The organism is Nostoc sp. CALU 546, from assembly GCF_048836525.1.
In genome coordinates, this window is sequence record NZ_JAWJTF010000001.1 from 57151 (window position 1) to 76917 (window position 19767).

20 protein-coding genes and 1 pseudogene are annotated in these 19767 nt (G+C 41.6%); 11 read left to right on the plus strand and 10 right to left on the minus strand.

Translation table 11 applies throughout. From position 1 onward, the window contains the following. Window positions 1-46 precede the first annotated feature (46 nt). Complete coding sequence (locus RRG12_RS00265) at window positions 47-316, minus strand: hypothetical protein (protein ID WP_420757940.1); 270 nt, start codon at window positions 314-316, stop codon at window positions 47-49. After that, window positions 264-605, minus strand: coding sequence for a DUF6972 family protein (locus RRG12_RS00270; protein ID WP_420758040.1), 342 nt, complete (start codon window positions 603-605; stop codon window positions 264-266). Before RRG12_RS00270 ends, RRG12_RS00265 begins: the two co-directional genes overlap by 53 nt. A gap of 298 nt (window positions 606-903) precedes the next feature. On the opposite strand from RRG12_RS00270, the gene RRG12_RS00275 reads away from it, so the two are divergent. Together RRG12_RS00275 and RRG12_RS00280 are read left to right on the plus strand one after the other, a co-directional pair. Then, window positions 904-1269 carry a helix-turn-helix domain-containing protein gene (locus tag RRG12_RS00275; RefSeq protein WP_420757941.1) on the plus strand — a complete coding sequence of 122 codons (366 nt, stop codon included), beginning with the start codon at window positions 904-906 and terminating at the stop codon, window positions 1267-1269. A gap of 3 nt (window positions 1270-1272) precedes the next feature. After that, a complete protein-coding gene (locus RRG12_RS00280; RefSeq protein WP_420757942.1) occupies window positions 1273-2292 on the plus strand; it encodes an ATP-binding protein in 1020 nt (339 codons plus the stop codon). A gap of 95 nt (window positions 2293-2387) precedes the next feature. Here the strand turns inward: RRG12_RS00280 and RRG12_RS00285 are convergent, their stop codons facing one another. Then, the gene (locus RRG12_RS00285) at window positions 2388-4856 is read right to left on the minus strand and encodes an ATP-dependent Clp protease ATP-binding subunit (protein ID WP_069071487.1); all 2469 of its coding nucleotides are present in this window, start codon (window positions 4854-4856) and stop codon (window positions 2388-2390) included. Window positions 4857-5302: 446 nt separating this feature from the next. Then, window positions 5303-5854, minus strand: coding sequence for a ribosomal protein S18-alanine N-acetyltransferase (rimI, locus tag RRG12_RS00290; protein WP_420757943.1), 552 nt, complete (start codon window positions 5852-5854; stop codon window positions 5303-5305). Between the two features lie 92 nt (window positions 5855-5946). Here rimI and lysA point away from each other — a divergent pair, with 92 nt between their 5' ends. From lysA to RRG12_RS00305, 3 genes are all read left to right on the plus strand, one after another. Further along, window positions 5947-7356 (plus strand): diaminopimelate decarboxylase, encoded by a 1410-nt coding sequence (gene lysA, locus RRG12_RS00295; RefSeq protein WP_420757944.1) that lies wholly within the window; start codon window positions 5947-5949, stop codon window positions 7354-7356. A 105-nt stretch (window positions 7357-7461) separates the two neighbouring features. After that, a complete protein-coding gene (cdaA, locus tag RRG12_RS00300) occupies window positions 7462-8385 on the plus strand; it encodes a diadenylate cyclase CdaA (RefSeq protein ID WP_420757945.1) in 924 nt (307 codons plus the stop codon). Next, complete coding sequence (locus tag RRG12_RS00305) at window positions 8382-9131, plus strand: isoprenyl transferase (RefSeq protein WP_069071491.1); 750 nt, start codon at window positions 8382-8384, stop codon at window positions 9129-9131. The genes cdaA and RRG12_RS00305 overlap by 4 nt, the downstream gene beginning before the upstream one ends. 1 nt (window position 9132) lies before the next feature. Here RRG12_RS00305 and RRG12_RS00310 read toward each other — a convergent pair whose 3' ends face one another. Then, entirely contained in the window at window positions 9133-9441 is a 309-nt protein-coding gene (locus RRG12_RS00310; protein WP_420757946.1) for a type II toxin-antitoxin system RelE/ParE family toxin, read from the minus strand. After that, on the minus strand, window positions 9438-9710 hold the full coding sequence (locus tag RRG12_RS00315; protein WP_420757947.1) for a ribbon-helix-helix domain-containing protein: 273 nt from the start codon (window positions 9708-9710) through the stop codon (window positions 9438-9440). The genes RRG12_RS00310 and RRG12_RS00315 overlap by 4 nt, the downstream gene beginning before the upstream one ends. A gap of 233 nt (window positions 9711-9943) precedes the next feature. Between RRG12_RS00315 and RRG12_RS00320 the strand changes: the two are divergent. Next, window positions 9944-10519: pseudogene (locus RRG12_RS00320) on the plus strand (N-acetylmuramoyl-L-alanine amidase family protein); the annotation flags it as partial. Window positions 10520-10825: 306 nt separating this feature from the next. Here RRG12_RS00320 and RRG12_RS00325 read toward each other — a convergent pair. Together RRG12_RS00325 and RRG12_RS00330 are read right to left on the minus strand one after the other, a co-directional pair. Further along, on the minus strand, window positions 10826-11098 hold the full coding sequence (locus tag RRG12_RS00325; protein ID WP_069071493.1) for a DUF3143 domain-containing protein: 273 nt from the start codon (window positions 11096-11098) through the stop codon (window positions 10826-10828). A gap of 56 nt (window positions 11099-11154) precedes the next feature. After that, window positions 11155-11670 (minus strand): J domain-containing protein, encoded by a 516-nt coding sequence (locus RRG12_RS00330; protein WP_420758041.1) that lies wholly within the window; start codon window positions 11668-11670, stop codon window positions 11155-11157. 158 nt (window positions 11671-11828) lie between these two features. Here RRG12_RS00330 and RRG12_RS00335 point away from each other — a divergent pair, with 158 nt between their 5' ends. Both RRG12_RS00335 and RRG12_RS00340 read left to right on the plus strand, forming a co-directional pair. Then, window positions 11829-12188: a type II toxin-antitoxin system Phd/YefM family antitoxin gene (locus RRG12_RS00335; protein WP_069071495.1), complete on the plus strand. Its 360-nt coding sequence runs from the start codon at window positions 11829-11831 to the stop codon at window positions 12186-12188. Beyond that, the gene (locus RRG12_RS00340; RefSeq protein WP_420757948.1) at window positions 12185-12424 is read left to right on the plus strand and encodes a type II toxin-antitoxin system RelE/ParE family toxin; all 240 of its coding nucleotides are present in this window, start codon (window positions 12185-12187) and stop codon (window positions 12422-12424) included. The genes RRG12_RS00335 and RRG12_RS00340 overlap by 4 nt, the downstream gene beginning before the upstream one ends. Before the next feature lie 228 nt (window positions 12425-12652). Here RRG12_RS00340 and RRG12_RS00345 read toward each other — a convergent pair whose 3' ends face one another. Together RRG12_RS00345 and dnaK are read right to left on the minus strand one after the other, a co-directional pair. Beyond that, window positions 12653-13651: a DnaJ C-terminal domain-containing protein gene (locus RRG12_RS00345; RefSeq protein WP_420757949.1), complete on the minus strand. Its 999-nt coding sequence runs from the start codon at window positions 13649-13651 to the stop codon at window positions 12653-12655. 227 nt (window positions 13652-13878) lie between these two features. After that, window positions 13879-15975 carry a molecular chaperone DnaK gene (dnaK, locus tag RRG12_RS00350; protein ID WP_069071498.1) on the minus strand — a complete coding sequence of 699 codons (2097 nt, stop codon included), beginning with the start codon at window positions 15973-15975 and terminating at the stop codon, window positions 13879-13881. 316 nt (window positions 15976-16291) lie between these two features. Here dnaK and RRG12_RS00355 point away from each other — a divergent pair, with 316 nt between their 5' ends. The 3 genes from RRG12_RS00355 to RRG12_RS00365 all read left to right on the plus strand — a co-directional run bounded on the left by RRG12_RS00355 (window position 16292) and on the right by RRG12_RS00365 (window position 19762). Then, on the plus strand, window positions 16292-17140 hold the full coding sequence (locus RRG12_RS00355) for a M28 family peptidase (RefSeq protein WP_420757950.1): 849 nt from the start codon (window positions 16292-16294) through the stop codon (window positions 17138-17140). A 124-nt stretch (window positions 17141-17264) separates the two neighbouring features. Then, window positions 17265-18713, plus strand: coding sequence for a site-specific DNA-methyltransferase (locus RRG12_RS00360; protein WP_420757951.1), 1449 nt, complete (start codon window positions 17265-17267; stop codon window positions 18711-18713). Window positions 18714-18718: 5 nt separating this feature from the next. Then, on the plus strand, window positions 18719-19762 hold the full coding sequence (locus RRG12_RS00365; RefSeq protein ID WP_420757952.1) for an XcyI family restriction endonuclease: 1044 nt from the start codon (window positions 18719-18721) through the stop codon (window positions 19760-19762). The last annotated feature ends 5 nt before the right edge of the window (window positions 19763-19767 follow it).

Sequence of the window (19767 nt, forward strand, 5' to 3'; positions counted from 1 at the left end):
TGTTGAATTTTACTTAGTTAAATTTTTCTCATAACTCTCTAATAAATCAGACTAACTCCGCAGCTAAAAGCCTACCTTCAATTAGTTCATACTCATCTTCTAGTAACCATAACTTGGCTGTATTATAGTCATTACTAGAAAATACAACTTTATAACTCTGCGCCGGATCATAAACTTGACAGTTATTTTCACTATCACAAAGCAATAAAAGAATATATGGAGGGGATAACATTGGATCTATCCATACTTCTGTAAATTCCCAGTTATTCTTCACTCGGTCTTGTGCGGGGGATGACGTGGTATTGGTCGTCTGCATTGATTTTTATCTCCCCATAGTAAAGTAGAATACGACTACCATCTGGACTGATTCCATAACCTATTGGTTCATTAAAAAACATCCCATAACGGTTATATCCTCGAATTATTCCAGTGAACTGCCCATTTTCTATTATGGCTTGAGTAACTATATTCATAGTAGGTTCATTGTTAAATACATGAGCGGCAACTCCTCGTTTGAGAAGTCTTTGACTTTGAGGTGTACCTGCTATGTGCTTGGCAACTTGTCTAACATCGAGGCTAATTTGACGATTAATTCCACTTATGATTAAGGGTTAAGTTTTTGTACTTACATTGAAAACAGCTAAATTCCGCAATTTACGATGAAAATATAACGATTGCAAACCCAGATTTTTTATACAAAAAACATTAGACCAATAAATATTGTACCGTTTTGTAATTTTATATTTGAGATTTAATCCCCGGTTCTAAATTTTACTCAACCTTTTGTAATTAAAATTAATGGTGCTGTTTTTTAAAGTTTCGCCGCCGTTCAATTCAACATAGCAACTACTGAATTCTACTATAATTATTACTTAATACTAAAGTGTTAACAGAAAATTTATTATGTCAATTAAAGTTGAAAAGATTAATTATGAGCAGGTTAGTCAAATTCTATCATTTGAGGAAAGCCATTTTTTAGACTTGAAATCAATAGACATAAAACCAGCAAAACTAACTCGCTCTATATCTGCATTTGCAAATGCTAGTGGTGGTGAAGTTTATATTGGAATTGATGAAACTAAAATTGATGGGAAAAATCAACGTATTTGGCGTGGTTTTGCTGATCAAGAAGATGCAAATGCTCATTTGCAAGTTTTTCAGGAACTATTCCCACTAGGTCAGTACTATAGCTATACTTTCTTGTCCTGTGATGGTTGTATTGGGTTGGTTCTTCAAGTAGAGATTAACAAAAACCGAGAAATCGTTTAAGCTTTGGACAGGCCTATTCCATATTTGCGACTTGGAGCGCAAAATCTACCACAAGATACAGAAGAAAAACTTGCACGGCTCAGGCTTGACAAGGGTATAGATTCTTTTGAGACATCTACAGTCAAGGCTGATATCGAAGTTATTACAAATTCTCTTCCTATTCTTAATTTTATGCTTCGCGTTATACCGTCAGCGGAGCCAGAACAGTGGTTAAAAAAACAACAGTTGATTATTAATGGAAAGCCAACTGTTGCTGGTGTTCTTCTTTTCTCTGAGGAACCACAAGCTTTACTACCGAAAAGATGCGGAGTTAAGGTCTATAGATACAAGACTGTTGATGAAGAAGGTCGGAGGGAGAATCTGGCTTTTGATCCGATAACCATTGAAGGCTGCTTGTATGATCAAATTATTGAGGCAGTAAAGAAGACAAAGAATATAGTTGAAGAAATCCCAAAATTGGAAGCAGGAAAGTTACAACATATCGAATATCCTGATGAGGTTTTACATGAAATTATTACTAATGCAGTGCTTCATAGGGACTATAGCATTTTAAAAGACGTGCAAATTCGCATCTTTGATAATCGTGTAGAAGTTGAAAGTCCCGGTAGATTACCTGGACATATCACAATAAATAACATTTTGAAAGAACAATTTGCAAGGAATGGTGTAATAGTACGCCTTATTAACAGATTTCCTGAAGCACCCAATAAAGACGTAGGTGAGGGTTTAAACACAGCTTTTGATGCGATGACTCGTTTAAGACTTAAGGTTCCTCTTATTCTTGAACAAGAAAACTCAGTAATTGTCTATATTCGACATGAACCCCTTGCTTCCATTGAATCAACAATTATGGAATACTTAAATGATCATGAAAATATAACTAACAAAATTGCACGACAAATCGCCAGTGTAGATTCTGAAAGTACTATCAAAGCGGCTTTTAATAGACTTAGAGAGCAAGGTCTGATTGAACTAGTACCAGGAACTAAAACTGTTACTTCGGCTTGGCGTAAAGTTCAATAAACAAATTATCAAATAACACAAAAAAACGGTAGAGCAATAAATACTCTACCGTTTTCTAATTTTTTATTTGAGATTTAAATCCCAAACCCTAAATCTTACTCAACACCTTGGGGTAACAATTCCCGACGCTGTTGAGAACTAACTTGGACAATGCCATTTTCATCCACATCAACAAGGGCTGTATCGCCATCTTTGATACGACCAGACAGAATTTCTTCTGCTAGGCTATCTTCTAACAGGCGCATAATTGCCCGACGTAATGGCCTTGCGCCGTAGCTGGGACTGTAACCTTCTTGGATCAAACGATCCTTGAAGCGGTCTGTGACTTCTAAGGTGATACCCTTTTCCGTCAGACGACCAAATACTTCCTTGAGCATAATTTCGGCGATTTGGGTCACTTCCGGCTTGTTCAACTGACGGAAGACGATAATTTCATCGAGTCGGTTGAGGAACTCTGGACGGAAGTACTGTTTGAGTTCTTCGTTGACCAAAGAGCGAATCCGGTTGTAAGTTGACTCGCTGGCATCTTCGGAGAATTCAAAGCCGATACCGCTACCGCCTTTTTCAATTACCTTAGAACCAATATTGGAAGTTAAAATCAGCAAGGTGTTTTTGAAGTCCACCGTGCGACCTTTGGCATCAGTTAACCGGCCGTCTTCCAAAATTTGCAGCAGCATGTTGAAGACATCGGGGTGGGCTTTTTCGATTTCGTCGAACAACACCACGGTGTAAGGTCGCCGCCGCACGGCTTCGGTCAGCTGACCACCTTCGTTATAACCAACATAACCCGGAGGCGAACCAATCAGCTTGCTGACGGTGTGACGCTCCATGTATTCGGACATATCTAAGCGGATCATCGCTTCTTCGGAACCGAAGAAGTAAGCAGCTAAGGATTTCGCCAACTCGGTTTTACCTACGCCAGTAGGCCCAGAGAAGACAAAGCTAGCTATGGGTCGATTGGGATTTTTCAAACCGACACGAGCGCGACGAATTGCCCGTGAAACTGCTTTCACAGCTTCATCTTGACCAATTAAACGCTGATGCAAGGTATCTTCCATGTGCAGCAGCTTTTCAGATTCAGATTCGGTGAGTTTGTTCACCGGTACTCCAGTCCAAGAAGCGACAATATGGGCAATGTCTTCTTCTGTAACTACAGGTTCTTCACCTTCTGTGCCAGTTGCATTGGTCTTGCTTTGAGCGATCGCGCGGATTTCGGCTTTGATTTCCATTTCGCGATCGCGCAATTCTCCAGCTTTGTCAAAGTCTTGAGAACGCACCGCGTCATCTTTTTCTTTTAATATCTGACGCAGTTCTTTGTCTAACTCTTTGGCTGCGGGTGGCAGTTGGGAGTTAATCAAGCGCACTCTAGAACCAGCTTCATCAACTAAGTCGATGGCTTTATCTGGGAGGAAGCGATCGCTAATGTAACGGTCTGATAACTTCGCCGCCGCAACCAATGCTTCGTCGGAGATTTTCAGTTTATGGTGTTGCTCGTAGCGTTCGCGCAGACCATATAAAATTTCAATTGTTTCATCAACTGTAGGTTCACCAACCATTACTGGTTGGAAACGCCGCTCTAGGGCTGCATCTCGCTCAATGTGCTTCCGGTATTCATCTAGGGTTGTAGCTCCGATGCACTGCAACTCACCTCTGGCCAAAGCTGGCTTGAGGATATTCGCTGCGTCAATAGCACCTTCGGCTGCACCCGCACCAATTAAGGTGTGTACCTCATCAATCACGAGAATGACATTGCCCGCAGAGCGGATTTCATCCATGATTTTTTTCAAGCGTTCTTCAAATTCACCCCGGTACTTGGTTCCTGCTACGAGCAAACCAATATCCAATGTGACGACGCGTTTATCTTCGAGGATGTCAGGGACATCTTTGGTGGCAATGCGTGAAGCTAAACCTTCAGCGATCGCAGTTTTACCAACCCCTGGTTCCCCAATCAGCACTGGGTTATTTTTTGTTCGGCGACCCAATATCTGGATTACCCGCTCAATTTCCTTGGCGCGTCCCACCACTGGATCGAGCTTATTGTCTATCGCCATCTGGGTCAGGTTTGAGCCAAATTCATCCAGAGTCGGGGTTTTTGTGCGCCCGGATGAACCACCTGGTGAAACTTCAGCAGTTTCTCCCAACATGCGGATGACTTGGGTTCTTACCTTAGATAGATCCACACCGAGGTTTTCTAGCACCCTGGCTGCGACGCCTTCCCCTTCGCGGATTAGGCCCAACAGCAGATGCTCGGTGCCAATGTAGTTATGCCCCAGTTGGCGTGCTTCTTCCAAGGAGAGTTCTAAAACTCGCTTTGCCCGTGGCGTAAACGGAATTTCCACGGCAACAAAGCCTGATCCCCGTCCTATAATTTTTTCAACTTCAATTCGGGCATCTTTAAGATTGACGCCCATTGATTTCAGCACCTTGGCAGCCACACCAGTGCCTTCGCCAATCAGACCCAGGAGGATCTGCTCGGTTCCAACAAAGTTGTGACCTAAACGGCGGGCCTCTTCTTGGGCCAGCATGATTACCTTAATGGCTTTTTCTGTGAAGCGTTCAAACATGGCATTTTTCCCATCACCTGCGGTCGTGCCGGTATGCTGATTTTAGCACAGGCAAAGCTTTTGGATGCCTGTATAACAGATTATAGACATCCTGAAGCTATGACTTGGGTTGATGGGCTAATTGTTAACTCTTGACTACTTTTATGTGGCTAGTGTACTGAGGAGCTTTAGTTCACCAGCGTTTTTGAGATTTACTACAAACAGTTCACTGCTTACATTGAGAGTTGATTTACTTAATCCCAAACATTTATGTATAACATATATATTTTTTAATATCAAGCAAAAATAATTTGCATAGTGTTTTCTTATGCAATTGCCAAAATAGATAAAATATTTATATAAATATTGGCGCAGCAAAGTGCATTTTTTTGCTGAAGCCGATCCAAACTCCGATAATTCAAAATTAATAATTCCCAACACTTAAATAATTCGTAATTAATTACGAATTATTTAAAAATCAAGTGCCAAGAGGATTTGTCCAGGCGATCGCTAATCATGGAATGCCACTGGTCTAAAGTCGCTTTAAATTTGGGGTGTTGTAAATCTGGAAGCCAAAGAATGAGCGCGTCCTCATCGTTATCTTGGTAGTAACGCCGACGCCGCCCAGCTGTTTTGAAGCCAAATTTTTGATATAAAGATATGGCTCCCAAGTTGGAAGCTCGGACTTCGAGGGTAGCTCGCTCCATTTTGCGATCGCAAGCTGTCTTAATGAGTGCATATAATAAAGCCTGTCCTAAACCTTGACGGTGATATTGGGGATGAACCGCCAAAATTGTAATGTGGGCTTCGTCTAAAATTGACCAAAAGCAACCCATTCCCAGCAGCATCGAATTAGAGACAGGGGAAAATAAACCCAGCAGATCGCTATTGGGGCTGTCCAACTCTCGTTGGTAGCCCTCCATTGTCCATAAACCACCAAAACAGGCTTGATCCAGTTCCAACAATGCACTCAGATGCTCTGCTGTCAGTAATTTAATTTCTAAGTCTAATGAGATCACATTTATTGAATAACGTTACAAACCCTTTGTAAACTGGGAATTGGGAGATGAACTCACAGCCCGTAAATTGAACAAGGAAAATTTTTATAGTTATGGTATCGACTCACCCCACTGGGGTTCAACATTCTGGAAGTCAATATTTACCTCAAAGGCACGACACCAACACAAATCCATCGCCCAATCAAGAACTTTTACCCTTGACTGCCAGAGTTCATAATCATGACCTCCTGGAAATTGGTGGGTGTGATGTCACAACCCTAGTTGAACAATTTGGTTCACCTTTATATATTTTAGATGAAGAAACCCTGCGTTCGGCTTGTCAGCAATACCGAGATACTTTCAAGCAATACTACAAGGGCGAATCTCAAGTATTGTACGCCTCAAAAGCTTGGAATTGTTTAGCAGTTTGCGCGATCGCGGCTTCAGAAGGTTTAGGAATTGATGTCGCATCAGGTGGTGAACTCTACACTGCGCTGCAAGCAGGTGTCAATCCTGAGAAAATCTATCTTCATAGCAACAATAAATCTCGTGAAGAACTGATTTTTGCCACAGAAGTAGGTTGCACTATTGTGGTGGATAACTGGCACGAGTTACGCACTTTGGTAGAAATTGTTGAGACAGCAAATTCACCCTCCGTACAGCCTCGTTTCTTGTTGCGCTTGACTCCGGGTATTGAATGTCACACACATGAATATATTCGCACTGGGCAACTAGATAGTAAATTTGGCTTTGATCCGAATGAGTTAGAGGAATTATTTACTTTTGTCAGTAAACAGTCTTTCCTTAACTGCGTGGGGTTACATGCTCATATCGGTTCCCAAATTTTTGAGCGCCAACCGCATCGAGATTTAGCGGCTCTGATGGTACAGTGGTTACGTGATGCGGCCAAGTATGGGTTAAATTTTACAGAATTAAATGTCGGTGGTGGTTTAGGGATTAAGTATATAGAATCAGACGATCCCCCCAGCATTGAAGAGTGGGTGAAGCCGATTTGTGAGGTAATTCAAGAAGCTTGTGCAGCCGAAAATTTACCTTTGCCAAAATTACTGTGTGAACCGGGGCGATCGCTGATTGCCACAGCTTGCGTCACTGCCTATACTATTGGTTCATCCAAAGTTATCCCAGAAATTCGTACCTACGTAGCGATCGACGGAGGAATGTCTGATAATCCTCGCCCGATTACTTACCAATCAGTTTATCGGGCAGTCGTTGCTAATAAAATGTCTTCTCCCTTAACCGAAACAGTCACAATTGCTGGCAAACATTGTGAATCAGGAGATATTCTGATTCATAACGCTCTACTCCCAAAGACTGAACCAGGGGATATTCTCGTAGTTATGGGAACTGGTGCGTACAATTACAGTATGGCATCTAACTACAATCGCTTGCCCCGATCGGCAGCTGTTGTTGTGGCGAATGGCGAAGCAAATTTAATTTTGCAACGTGAAACTTATCAAGACTTAATTCGACAAGATCGCCTACCAGAAAGATTAAAGAAATAGTCATTTGTCATTAGTCATTGGTCATTAGTCATTTGCAAATGACAAAGGACGACAAATGACTAATGACCAACCGTAAATTAGAGGCAAAAGTGTAATCCAGATGTCATGAGAGATTGGTGGAAGCAATGGCTGACAAACCTAGGATGGTCACAGTCCTTGCTACTTGGGACTCTGGATATTGTGTTGGTGTTGGCGCTGACTTACATGATACTAGTTATCATTAGTGAGCGCCGGACACTGTGGATGGTGCGGGGATTCATTATCTTAATGCTAGCCTCGGCACTAAGTGGCAGATTAGGACTACCTCTGCTAAGTTTTGTATTAGAAAAATTGGTAATTGGTTGTGCTGTGGCGATGGCTGTTGCTCTACAGTCAGAGTTTCGGCGGTTTTTGGAGCAATTGGGGCGTGGCGAATTCCGCCAGCTATTTCAACCCGATCGGCTGGCAATCCCTAAATCTGATAGTGTAATTGATGAAATTGTTGAGGCTGTTAAAGAATTGTCAAAAAACCGCATTGGAGCTTTACTAATTGTGGAAACCACAGGGCCAATTGATGAGCGAGACTTTTCTGTGCCAGGAGTAAAGCTAAATGCGGAAGTTTCTAAAGAACTGATCCAGACAATTTTCCAGCCGAAAACTTTGTTACACGATGGGGCGACACTGATTCGTGGATCACGGATAGTGTCATCGGGTATAATTTTACCACTTTCGGGACGCACAGCCTCGCGCCAGTTGGGAACACGCCATCGGGCGGCAATGGGAATTACTGAGCGGGTCGAAAATTGCATTTGTGTCGTTGTATCTGAAGAAACGGGTTCTATTTCCTTAGCGGAACGGGGAACCCTAAATAGACCGCTGACGATTAGAAAGCTGAAAGAGTCATTAGAGGCTCTTTTGTCCCCAAACGTCGATCGGGAAGCAGTTGCTCCTGGTCTGTTGAGTTTTGTTCGTCGGACAGGTGGGAAGACACTAGCACTCGTCTCACGTTTACTCGGATTACCATCGACCGCTTCTCGAGATAAAAAATGACAGCACAACAAACTAAACTGCAAGATTTGCCTACTGACTTAAAACGAGAACTATTGCCGCAGCACGTTGCGGTGATTATGGATGGCAATGGTCGATGGGCTAAACGTCAGGGTCTACCCCGGATTATGGGTCATAAGCGAGGAGTAGATGCTCTTAAAGATTTACTTCGCTGTTGTCAGGATTGGGGAATTCAGGCGCTAACAGCTTATGCTTTTTCAACGGAGAACTGGAAAAGACCGCAGGAAGAAGTGGATTTTTTGATGACTCTTTTTCAAAGAGTTTTGCGGCAAGAATTGCGGGAAATGGTCGAAGAGAATGTTCAAATTAAGTTTGTCGGAAATTTGCAAGACTTGCCGCGATCGCTCCAACAAGAAATTTCCCGTTCAATGGAAGAAACTAAGGATAATCGCGGTATCCGGTTTTCGGTAGCAACTAATTATGGTGGACGGCAGGAAATTTTACAAGCTTGTCAGGCGATCGCAAAACAAGTCCAGCAAGGTCTGCTACAACCCAATGAAATTAATGAACAGGTGTTTGAAAGCCACTTGTACACAGCAGGAATTAGTGACCCAGATTTGTTAATTCGTACCAGTGGAGAAATGCGCCTCTCAAATTTTCTTCTCTGGCAAATGGCCTATGGAGAAATTTATATTACCGATGCTCTCTGGCCAGATTTTGATCGGGCTGAGTTTCATCGCGCTTTATGTGCCTACCAGCAACGGGAGCGGCGGTTTGGGAAAGTGTAAATCAAGAATCAGAGTCGTGAAATAGGGCTTTTATATCTCGATAGCCACTAACAACACGAAAAATCTCCACATCTTGCCCTATGGGCATATAGAGTATGAGGTAATTGTCTATTGAGAGGCTACGGATACCAAGTAAAATTTCATCACGCTGTCGTCCTAGACCAGGGAACTGAGCAATTTTGGCAAATTTCGCGTTCAGCTTACTCAGAAAACCCTCAGACTGAGCCAAGCCAGATTGTCTAGCAATGTAATCTGCTATCTGCTCAATGTCTTGAATTGCAGGTTTGGTAAGGCGAAATTGTGAGGTCATGCTTTGTCTGAAACACCATAGCGCGAGCGCACATTGGCACGAATTTGATCCATTGCAGCCGAACCATCAACAACTTCGCCCCGCTCGGACGCTTCCCACCCAATACGCGCTTCTTGTTGCAAGTCTTGTAGTCGTCCTTGATAGATATCTTCTTGCTGTTCCAGGAGTTTTACGCCTGCAAGAATAACTGCGATCGCGTTCTGATACTTACCGGTAGTGATTTGGCGTTGAACTAGGGCTTCTACTTCAGGTGGCAGAACGATTTGCATGGGTTTTTGTCAAAGTAGGAGTAACTTTAATTGTAAGCGATCGCTTTGGATGGGCGTTTTTGTCTGATGGCAGTTGCTATGAAGCAGAAAGATCCAAGAAGTGATTTTTGGAATCCCCACGCCTTGAGGCTGGGGAGGATGTCAAATAGGAGTCTATATCAGTGAAACCAATTTTAGGTTTAGCGATCAGTTCCATATTTATTTCTTCACCAGCTTTTGCACAGGTACAATTACAACCCTTATCTGGTATCAAGATTTTAGTTAACCCAGGACATGGAGGGCAAGAAACTGGCGCGGCTGGGCCAACAGGATATTTAGCTAAAGATGTCAGCTTGACAGTATCTAAGTTGCTGCGTGATGAACTGGTCTTAAGAGGCGCGTTAGTAGTGATGACGCGAGAAGATGACAGAGAAATAGCTTTGTCTACTCGCCAGGACATGATCGAGCAACAACAACCAGCGATCGCTCTCACTATACATTACACAGCAGTACCCGATGACGGAGATGCAGAGAATATCAAGGGCATTAGAACCTTTTGGTATCATTCCCAAGCCCATAGCCTAGCCGTTTTTCTCCACAATTATCTAGTTAACCAGCTAGGACGTTCATCAATGGGGGTATTTTGGAATAACTTGGCGCTAACTCGTCCCTCTACAGCACCATCAGTGGTAATGGAACTGGGTTTTATGACCAACCCCGAAGAATTTGAATGGATAGCCAACGCCGATGAACAAAAAAAATTAGCGCGAGTCTTGGCAGATGGTGTTGTTGAGTGGTTTCAGGGTGCAATCACTATGCGATCTAAATAGCTCGATGCAAATAAATCAGAAGTCGGAAGTCAGAATTCAGAATTCAGAATTAGTCTAACCATAAAGGAATAGAGTTTTAAGGTGAGAATATTTTAATTTTTTTCGCCCACCATTCCACTTGCTTTTAACCAATATTCAGACGCGACTCGAAAATACTCGCTAAGGTGGACTCACACTCCGCAAGCTATCACCCACTCGTACACAATTCATACTGTTAGCGGATAGCTAAGGTTTAGCCCATTCTGACTCCTGAGTTCTGAATTCTTCTTACAAAGTTAATTGGAAAGGATCGTACTTAGCAATTCCTTATGGCCCAGAAAACACCGCTTGTTCTACATCATCCCGACTCAGAGAATACTTGAATGAACGTTGGATATCTTGCCCATTTTCCCCAGATTGGACATATCGCACTACGATTTGCTCAACGTCGAGCCATAGTTCAGCTTTCCAGCTAGGCCGCTGCACGTGCCAGCAATGTCTCTGTGTGTCATCTTGTTGACAGCCTTGGTCTTTTAGCCACTGCTCAATTTGTGGCAGGGGATGATTATATAGGGGAGTATCGGAGGGAAGAAGAGGCATAGGAATTTTAGATTTTGGATTTTGGATTTTGGATTAGGGAATTTTTTAATTTTTAATTATTTCAGATGAGTAGTTAGTTGCGACATATAAGTAATCTGCTGTTGTACAAACGCAGATGGTTGTAGCAAATGGGAATGGATAGCAGCCTCACCACGAGTTAAGGCAATGGCAACTGCTAATAATAGACAACCTACAAATGTTAACACCAGCATAAATAAGGCAAAGATTTCGCCAGATGATAAGGGGCGATCGCTCGCATCAAGGTATGCTGATTTTGAAAAATCATAGGAACGTGAGACGGGATGATTCAAATCAGGGGGTGGTTGAATCACTCCAAAGCGGGAATAGCCAATTTTTAGATCATAGCTTAACCGACGTTCTGGATGGCTAAGGGTGGCGTAGGCTTCGTTGATTTGCTGGAATTTGAGAGTGGCGATCGCAGTCGGCAAGTCTGTAGTATCAGGATGATAGAGTTTGCTCAGTTGCCGATAAGCGCGACGAATATCGATTACCGATGCCCAGGGATGCAGTCCTAGCAGGGAGTAATAAGTTGGTTCACTGCTTTGTGGCATTGCCCCGTTGTGATTCACGGCTGTTTGAGTCACTTTGCTCAAAGATATTTTTTATATTTTAAATCCTTTGTGAATTCGAGAAGACAGAAGAAGACAGAAGAAGACACAACAGGTCTAGCATCTGATAAAATATTTTATAAAGCATTTAATTAGATGCGATGCACATCAAAATTAATCTCGAAAATATTCAAACTCTTACCGACTTCAAGCGCAATGCCAAGGATTACGTAGAACGGATCAAGGCTACAAAGTCCCCGCTTGTACTAACTGTGAATGGTAAAGCTGAGGTTGTGGTACATGAAGCACAAGCGTTTCAACAGATGATAGATCAACTTCAGCGCCTTGAAGAAGAACTGCAAAAATTTAAGCTAGAAGCGTTACGCAGTCAGATTGACATTGGTATTAAGCAACTTGAAAGCGGTCATTATACTGAATATAATGAGGAGTCAATTTCAGCTTTTTTTGCCAATATTAAAGGGCGAGTACAGCAAAATTCTGCTGATAGCGATTCTCTATGAATCGATTTCGGATTTCTACTCAAGCAGCGCGAGATATTGAGGATATATGGGAATATCTCGCGCCAAATAACTTAAAAGCTGCTGACACACTTTTTGATACTCTGCGAGAAAATTTTCCGAAACTGGCTAAATTTCCCCAAATGGGCAGACTACGAGGTGAGTTGGCTCCTTTTTTGCGAAGTTTCCCAGTGAAAAATTATTTAATTTTTTATCGTCCAATAGACGAAGGTATATAAATTGTACGTATCTTGCATGGCTCACAAGATATAGAAACTATTTTTCAAGATGAAGACTGAAGTCCAAAATAATTACGAATTAGTCATTATTTTGGTCAATGGCTTTATATACAGATGATTTCAAGTTAGTAAAGTACAGAAACTAAGTCTAAAAACTAGGTATAGAGCCTGTTTTAATTCAGAATTCTGACTCCTGAATTCTGAATTCTGAATTCTACTGTATTATCCCTAACGGATTAAATCAGCACGGGGTTTAAAGGTTTCAATTTGCCGTAACTTTTCGTAAAGTTCCCGTTCTTCTTGACTAATATTTTTCGGTGTAACTATTTGAATTTCTACTAATTGATCCCCACGTTTACCATCATCACTGGGATAGCCTTTATTACCTAGTCGAAATTTTTGACCAGACCTAACTCCGGGAGGGGTAGTCATTTTTACAGGGCCATCAAGAGTAGGTGCTTCTACCTGTCCTCCTAAAACTGCCTCGCTGGGAGTAACTGGTACTTGGCAGAGGATATTTGCACCTTCTAGTTTAAATAACGGATGAGGCTCAACGGTAATTTTTAAATAGAGATCGCCACCACCAACGCCTTGATTCCGCAAACGAATGGTTTGACCTGATACCATACCTGGAGGCATATTAACCTCTAGCGATCGCCCATCTTCTAAGCGAATGCGTTCATTACCACCTTGATAAGCTTTTTCTAATGGGAGTGTTAATCTGGCTTCTATATCCCGGCGGGTTGTGCGAGGTGGGGGGGTATTAACGGTATAGGCAACTTTTGTTCTGGGGGAACGAAAGGGATCGCTATTGTTACCATTACTAGAATTACTGGCCCCACTCTTATTTTTGACGCCGATAACTTGATTAATAAAGCTTTCAAAATCGGAGAATTGGCTGGGATCTACGTCCTGATTGCCATTGCGATCGCTAGCGTTACTCTGCCAAGTTTTAGCCTTTGGCGTCTGTTTATTGCCCGCAAAGCCTTTTTGCTTCCAGTAGCGGCTAAACTGGTCGTACTGCGATCGCTTGGCTGAGTCCGAAAGGACTTCATAAGCCTCGCCAATATCCTTAAATTTTTCCTCAGATTCTTTGTTACCCGGATTTAGATCGGGGTGATATTGCCTTGCTAACCGCCGATAAACCTTTTTAATTTCCTCGCCAGAGGCATCTTTAGACACTCCTAAAATCTCGTAGTAATCGCGAAAGTTCGGCAAATTTTGCATAGTTCAGTTATTTAAATTTTAGATTTTAGATTTTAGATTTTGGATTAATCATGAGTTAGGAGTTAAGAGTTAGGAGTTGAAAGATTTAATTTTTAACTTCTACTCTTAACTCTTATCAGAAGTACTAATTAGGTAGACATAATTAAACATAAAATGCTAGCCAGTGAAATCATTTTCCTGAGCAGCTTTTACCTCCTGCCTCCTGCCTTCTGCCTCCTGCCTTCTAATTACAACCAATCACTGTCTTCTTCATCATCCCAGTTATCTTGGTAGCTAGGACGGGATTTGCTGCGTGGAGGACGGCTTTCATAAGAGGGAGAACGACTGTCTCGGTTATAGTCTCTGCCGTAATCTTTGCCGTAATCTTTGCCGTAATCTCTGCCATAGTCCTGACTGTATGAGTCGCGTTCCCGATATGTATCTCTGGGAAATTCGCGTTCTCGTTCCTTATCACCGCCAGTAAAGATGTCACGGATGGTACCAAACAAGTCGTCATCTTCATCTTCAGCATAAGTCTGGCGGACTTCCCGATTTAGCTCATAGAGAGCATCTTGTAAATCGGCGTAGGCTTGATCAATACCGCGATCGCTATTTTCCTTAAGACTCTCTTTTAAGTCTCGACAAATATTATCAATTCTTTGGCGGCGGCTGCGGGCAAATTGCATACCAAATTCTAAAGCTACTTCTCTAAGTTGCCGTTCTGCTTGGAAAATCAAGGCTTCAGAACGAGTCCGTTTTTCTACTCTTTCTTTGCGTTCGCGATCGACATCAGCGTATTTTTGAGCATCTTGAATCATCCGATTCACTTCCGACTCATTCAAGGTGGAAGCGCCTTGAATGGTGATACTCTGTTCTCGCCCAGTGGTTCTATCTAAGGCTGTTACCTGTAAAATACCGTTAGCATCAATATCAAATGACACCTGAACTTGGGGAATTCCTCGTGGCGCTGGCGGGATACCATACAGCTTGAAACGTCCTAAAGACTTATTGTTTGCTGCCATTTCCCGTTCGCCTTGGACTACGTGAATTTCCACAGTGTTTTGGTTATTTTCAGACGTAGAAAAAATGTCAGAGCGCCGGACTGGGATGGTGGTGTTGCGGGGAATAAGTTTTTTCATTACGCCGCCGATGGTTTCCAGTCCCATAGAAAGGGGTGTGACATCTAAAAGCAGCACATCTTTGAGTTCGCCGGCGAGAATTCCTGCTTGAATTGCTGCACCCACTCCCACGACTTCATCGGGGTTAACGTTTTCGTTGGGTTCCGTACCAATCAAGTCCCGCACTAGCTGCTTCACCATTGGCATTCGTGTAGAACCGCCAACTAAAACAACTTCTTCAATGTCTCTAGGCGAGAGTCCGGCATCTTTGAGCGCCCGTTTCACTGGTATCCGTAAGCGCCCCACCAAATCACCACATAAACCTTCAAACTGGGAACGCGTTAGACGAGTTTCCAGATGTTTGGGGCCATCTTCAGTGGCAGTAATAAAGGGTAAGTTAATATCGGTGACGCTAACAGCAGAAAGCTCAATTTTGGCTTTTTCCGCAGCTTCCATCAAACGTTGTAAAGCTTGGCGATCGCGTCTTAAGTCTACCTCTTCTGTTTCCAGAAATTGCTCTGCTAGCCAATCGACTATTATTTTGTCAAAGTCGTTACCACCTAGTTGCGTATCTCCACTGGTAGCCTTGACTTCAAATATCCCATCGCCTACTTCTAAAATTGACACGTCAAAGGTTCCACCACCCAAGTCAAAGACTAAAATGGTTTCCGTGTCACCCCGATCTAATCCATAAGCCAAAGATGCAGCAGTCGGTTCATTAAGAATTCGCAACACCTCTAAGCCAGCAATTCTGCCAGCATCACGGGTTGCTTGCCGTTGAGAATCGTTAAAATAGGCGGGTACTGTAATTACTGCCCCAGTCACGGGTTCACCCAAATAGCGGCTAGCATCGTCTGCCAATTTCTTCAGCACCATTGCCGAAATTTCTTCTGGGGCGAAATCTTTCTTGAGGCGGGGACAGGCAATTTTAATATTACCTACTTCGTCTTTGCGGATGGTGTAGGGTACACGCTTAGAATCTGGATTAAGTTCGCCATACTTCCGCCCAATGAAACGTTTAACTGCGAAAAAGGTGTTTTGTGGATTGAGGACGGTTTGTCGCCGTGCCATTTGCCCAACAACTCTTTCACCATCTTTGCTGAAGCCAACTACGGAGGGGGTTGTTCGCATTCCTTCTGCATTGGCAATCACCACCGGCTTGCCACCCTCCATAACGGCGACTACTGAGTTGGTTGTACCCAAGTCGATGCCGACTACCTTGCCCATGCGTTACTCTTCTCCTAAAGTGTCTTATACATTTATTATGATTGGGCGGAACTACCTTTAGCTTTGTGCTACAGGATGAAACACCTCAATGGTATGATAGTTATCATTAAGGCAGTGAGCTAAGAAGTGCAGCTAGAGGAGATAGTTGCAAGACTAGGATAGCATTGAGATGGTTGGTGTGCCCAAGCAGCCTCAATTCTTGTTATCCGCCTACTTCTGTTTACGGTATCTGCAAGTTGGGTAAATGCACCTTATTAATGCTTGCTCTGCTCTTTTGAGTGCCTAAAAACTCTAATATTGCCACTAGTTAAAAGATTTGAATTTAACAGAGCGATTAGAAAATTCCTTGAGTGCGATCGCGCGAGAACGCGATCCTTACATGGCAACGGCTGGGCATTTTTTTGTCCAAGAATACATCCGCCAGCAATTTTCCCAATGGGGGAGTGTGGAAATCCACACCTTTGAAGTCAGAGGTAAAGCTTGTAATAACTTGATATTAAATTTACCCTCCCAAACTAGAGGGCAAAAAAAGGATTTGTTACCAATTTTAATTGGCGCTCACTATGATGGCGTTCCGGGAACACCAGCGGCGGATGATAATGCTACAGGTGTGGCGGTGTTGCTGGAGTTAGCTAGAAAGTTTGCTGCTCAACCTGTCAGATATCCCTTAAGGCTGGTTGCTTTCGATATGGAAGAATATGGCTTACTGGGTAGCACTGACTACGCAGCCTTGTTGCATCAACAAAAGCAACAGCTACGCTTGATGATTTCCTTAGAAATGCTGGGTTATAAGGATTCTACACCTGGCTCCCAAAGTTACCCCCCTCCTCTGGAACGCTTCTACCCAGACAGAGGCGATTTTATTGCTTTAATTGGGAATTTGCGGACATTGCCTGACTTAATTGGTATGAGCCGTAATATTCGCAAAGCTGGCGTACCGAGTCAATGGCTACCCGTGCCGAATCGAGGTTTAATAGTTCCCCAAACCAGACTTAGTGATCATGCACCTTTCTGGGATTTGGGTTATCCGGCAATGATGGTGACAGATACGGCATTCTTGCGGAATCCACATTATCACAAAGCTAGTGATGCGATCGCTACTTTGGATTTAGATTTTCTTCGTGGTGTATGCGAAGGATTAGAAATTGCGATTCGGAGTCTATAAAAAAGTTAATAGAATGATGAACTGAGAAATAATAATTATATTTATTGAGGATAAATAAAAACTATAAAACAGCTAACAAGTATTAATATATTTATCAACAAAAGTTTAATACCTAAGTAATTTGATGCAACTTATATCCTCTTCAAATCAAAGAAATGAGCTTTACGAAAAATTTAAATTAAAGATTATTCATAATTCTTATTTAGATAGAACCTTAGTTAGTTATCAGGGTAATAAACAAACTCCATTTTCTTCTTGGTTCAAGTATAGAGAAGGATTTTCAGAACGTCTAGTTACCTATCTTCTTCAAACATTTAAGCCAAAACCAGGTGTACTGATAGATCCATTTTCAGGAGTTGGCTCATCTCTGTTTGCTGCAAGTGCATTGGGGTGGCAAACTACGGGAATTGAACTTTTACCTGTTGGGCTTTTTGCTACACAAGCTCGAATTATCGCTCAGAAAATAGATGTAGAATTATTAAATTTAGAAATTACAAAGTTCAAACAAATCAATTTTCAGGACTATTACGATCAATTTTCCGTATTTAATCATTTAGCAATAACCCGTGGAGCATTTTCTTCGATAAATGAAGAACAACTAATTGCTTACATATCTTATTGTAAAAATATTATTCCAAATAAAGATATAAATACTATATTTATATATGCTGCATTTTGTATTTTGGAGGATATTAGCTACACTAGAAAAGATGGACAATATCTGCGCTGGGATAATCGTTCAGGTCGCTCAAAGGGAAATGGTAAATTTAATAAAGGAGAAATTTTATCTTTTGAAGATGCAATTAATCGAAAACTAAAGCAAATTATATCAGATTTAAATAGTAGTCTTGTCCAACTAAATTTATTTAGTGAGAATTTACTGTTAGAATTGGCAACGACTAAATCTAGTATTGTCGAAAAGACAAAACCTAAACTTTATGAAGGTTCTTGTTTAGAAATTCTTCCAACTATCCAAGAGAATAGTGTTGATTTTGTCATTACGTCTCCACCCTATGTTAATAGATATGATTACACTCGCACGTATGCTCTTGAACTTGCATTTTTGGGATGTAGTGAAGAAAAAGTAAAGTCTTTACGTCAGCAAATGCTATCATGCACTGTAGAAAACCGTGGCAAATGTAATTACTTAGAACAATTTTATACTATTAGAAATAGACATCAGGATTTCTTAAAAATAGATTCTACCTTTAAAAACCAGGCTGCTTTACAAGAAGTACTAATAGTACTAGAAAATTACAAAAAACAAGGTAAATTAAATAATGATAATATTGTCAGAATGGTAGGTAACTACTTTTACGAAATGTGCTTTGTAATTTATGAATTAGCTCGTATTCTTAAATCTGGTGGTATAGTCGCAATGGTAAATGATAACGTCAGGTATGCTGGAGAAGAAGTTCCTGTAGACCTAATTTTATCAGATATAGCAGAGTCTTTTGGACTGAAAACGCGATATATTTGGACATTAGGAAGAGGTAAAGGAAATAGTAGCCAGCAAATGGGAAATCATGGGCGCACAGAACTACGTAAATGTGTTTATATTTGGGAAAAGTGAGTACTGTGCCATTAGATGAAACAAATCTCTTAACTGAGGCGCATCGTATAAACTATCGCTTGCGTTCAACCTTCTTTTATCGCAAGCTTAAAGAATATAAAACGCTCTCTTTGCCAAATAAAATTAATGCCTTGTTACCAGTTAATCATTTATATAGTTGGGCAAATTGGGCAGAATGGGGTATTGGAGAAGAAGCATTTACCTACATCAATGAACATCCTAATTTGCAGCTAATTCAGGTATTTTGCCATCCTAGGTTAATTCGAGAACACTCTTCATTGTTAGCTTATTATCGTAATATTGCGGCGCTTTCTCAGAAAGCCGTTAAGTATTTAGCAGCAATTGATGTAAAGAGAATTGAACTTGATCAAGAAAATAAATATTTTCTAGGAGAAGATAAAGTCTTAGCTCTTTCTCGACTTTTTAATGAACATATATCGCTGATAATTGATAGTTCTATAGAAAGTTTGACTGAGGAAGAACTATATGGACTACTACTAGCCTCAACAGGGACACAAATAGACGGTTCTTGGCGTAATGCTATTGGGGAAGAAGCAGAAAAAGTTGTACAGCGACTTCTTATCAAAGAGGTTAAGGAACGCAATCTTCTTGCTGCTTTTATTCCTCGTCAGGGTACAAGAGTTGAAGTATATAATCCTGCCAGACTTGAAGAACAACTAGGAAATATTGAGGACTATCGCGGTGTAATGTTGGCTAATCAAACCTCTATACTTTTTTCTAGTGAGACAGATATTTCACTTTTAAATAATCAGGGTAAAACAGTCGGTGTAATTGAGATAAAAGGAGGAACTGATCCTGCGGGAGCACTAGAACGTTACGGTGCTGCTAAAAAATCCTTTGAAGAAGTTTTTCGGAGGAACCCAAAGGTTAAATCTATTTTAATTGCCAGTTGTATCACTACTGAAGTACACACCCGTATTCAGAATGATCCAATAGTATCCACATATTTTAACTTGACAGAAGTATTGAGCGAAGACTCAATACTATATGACCAGTTTATTCAAGAAGTATTGTCAATATTATATTAATTTGC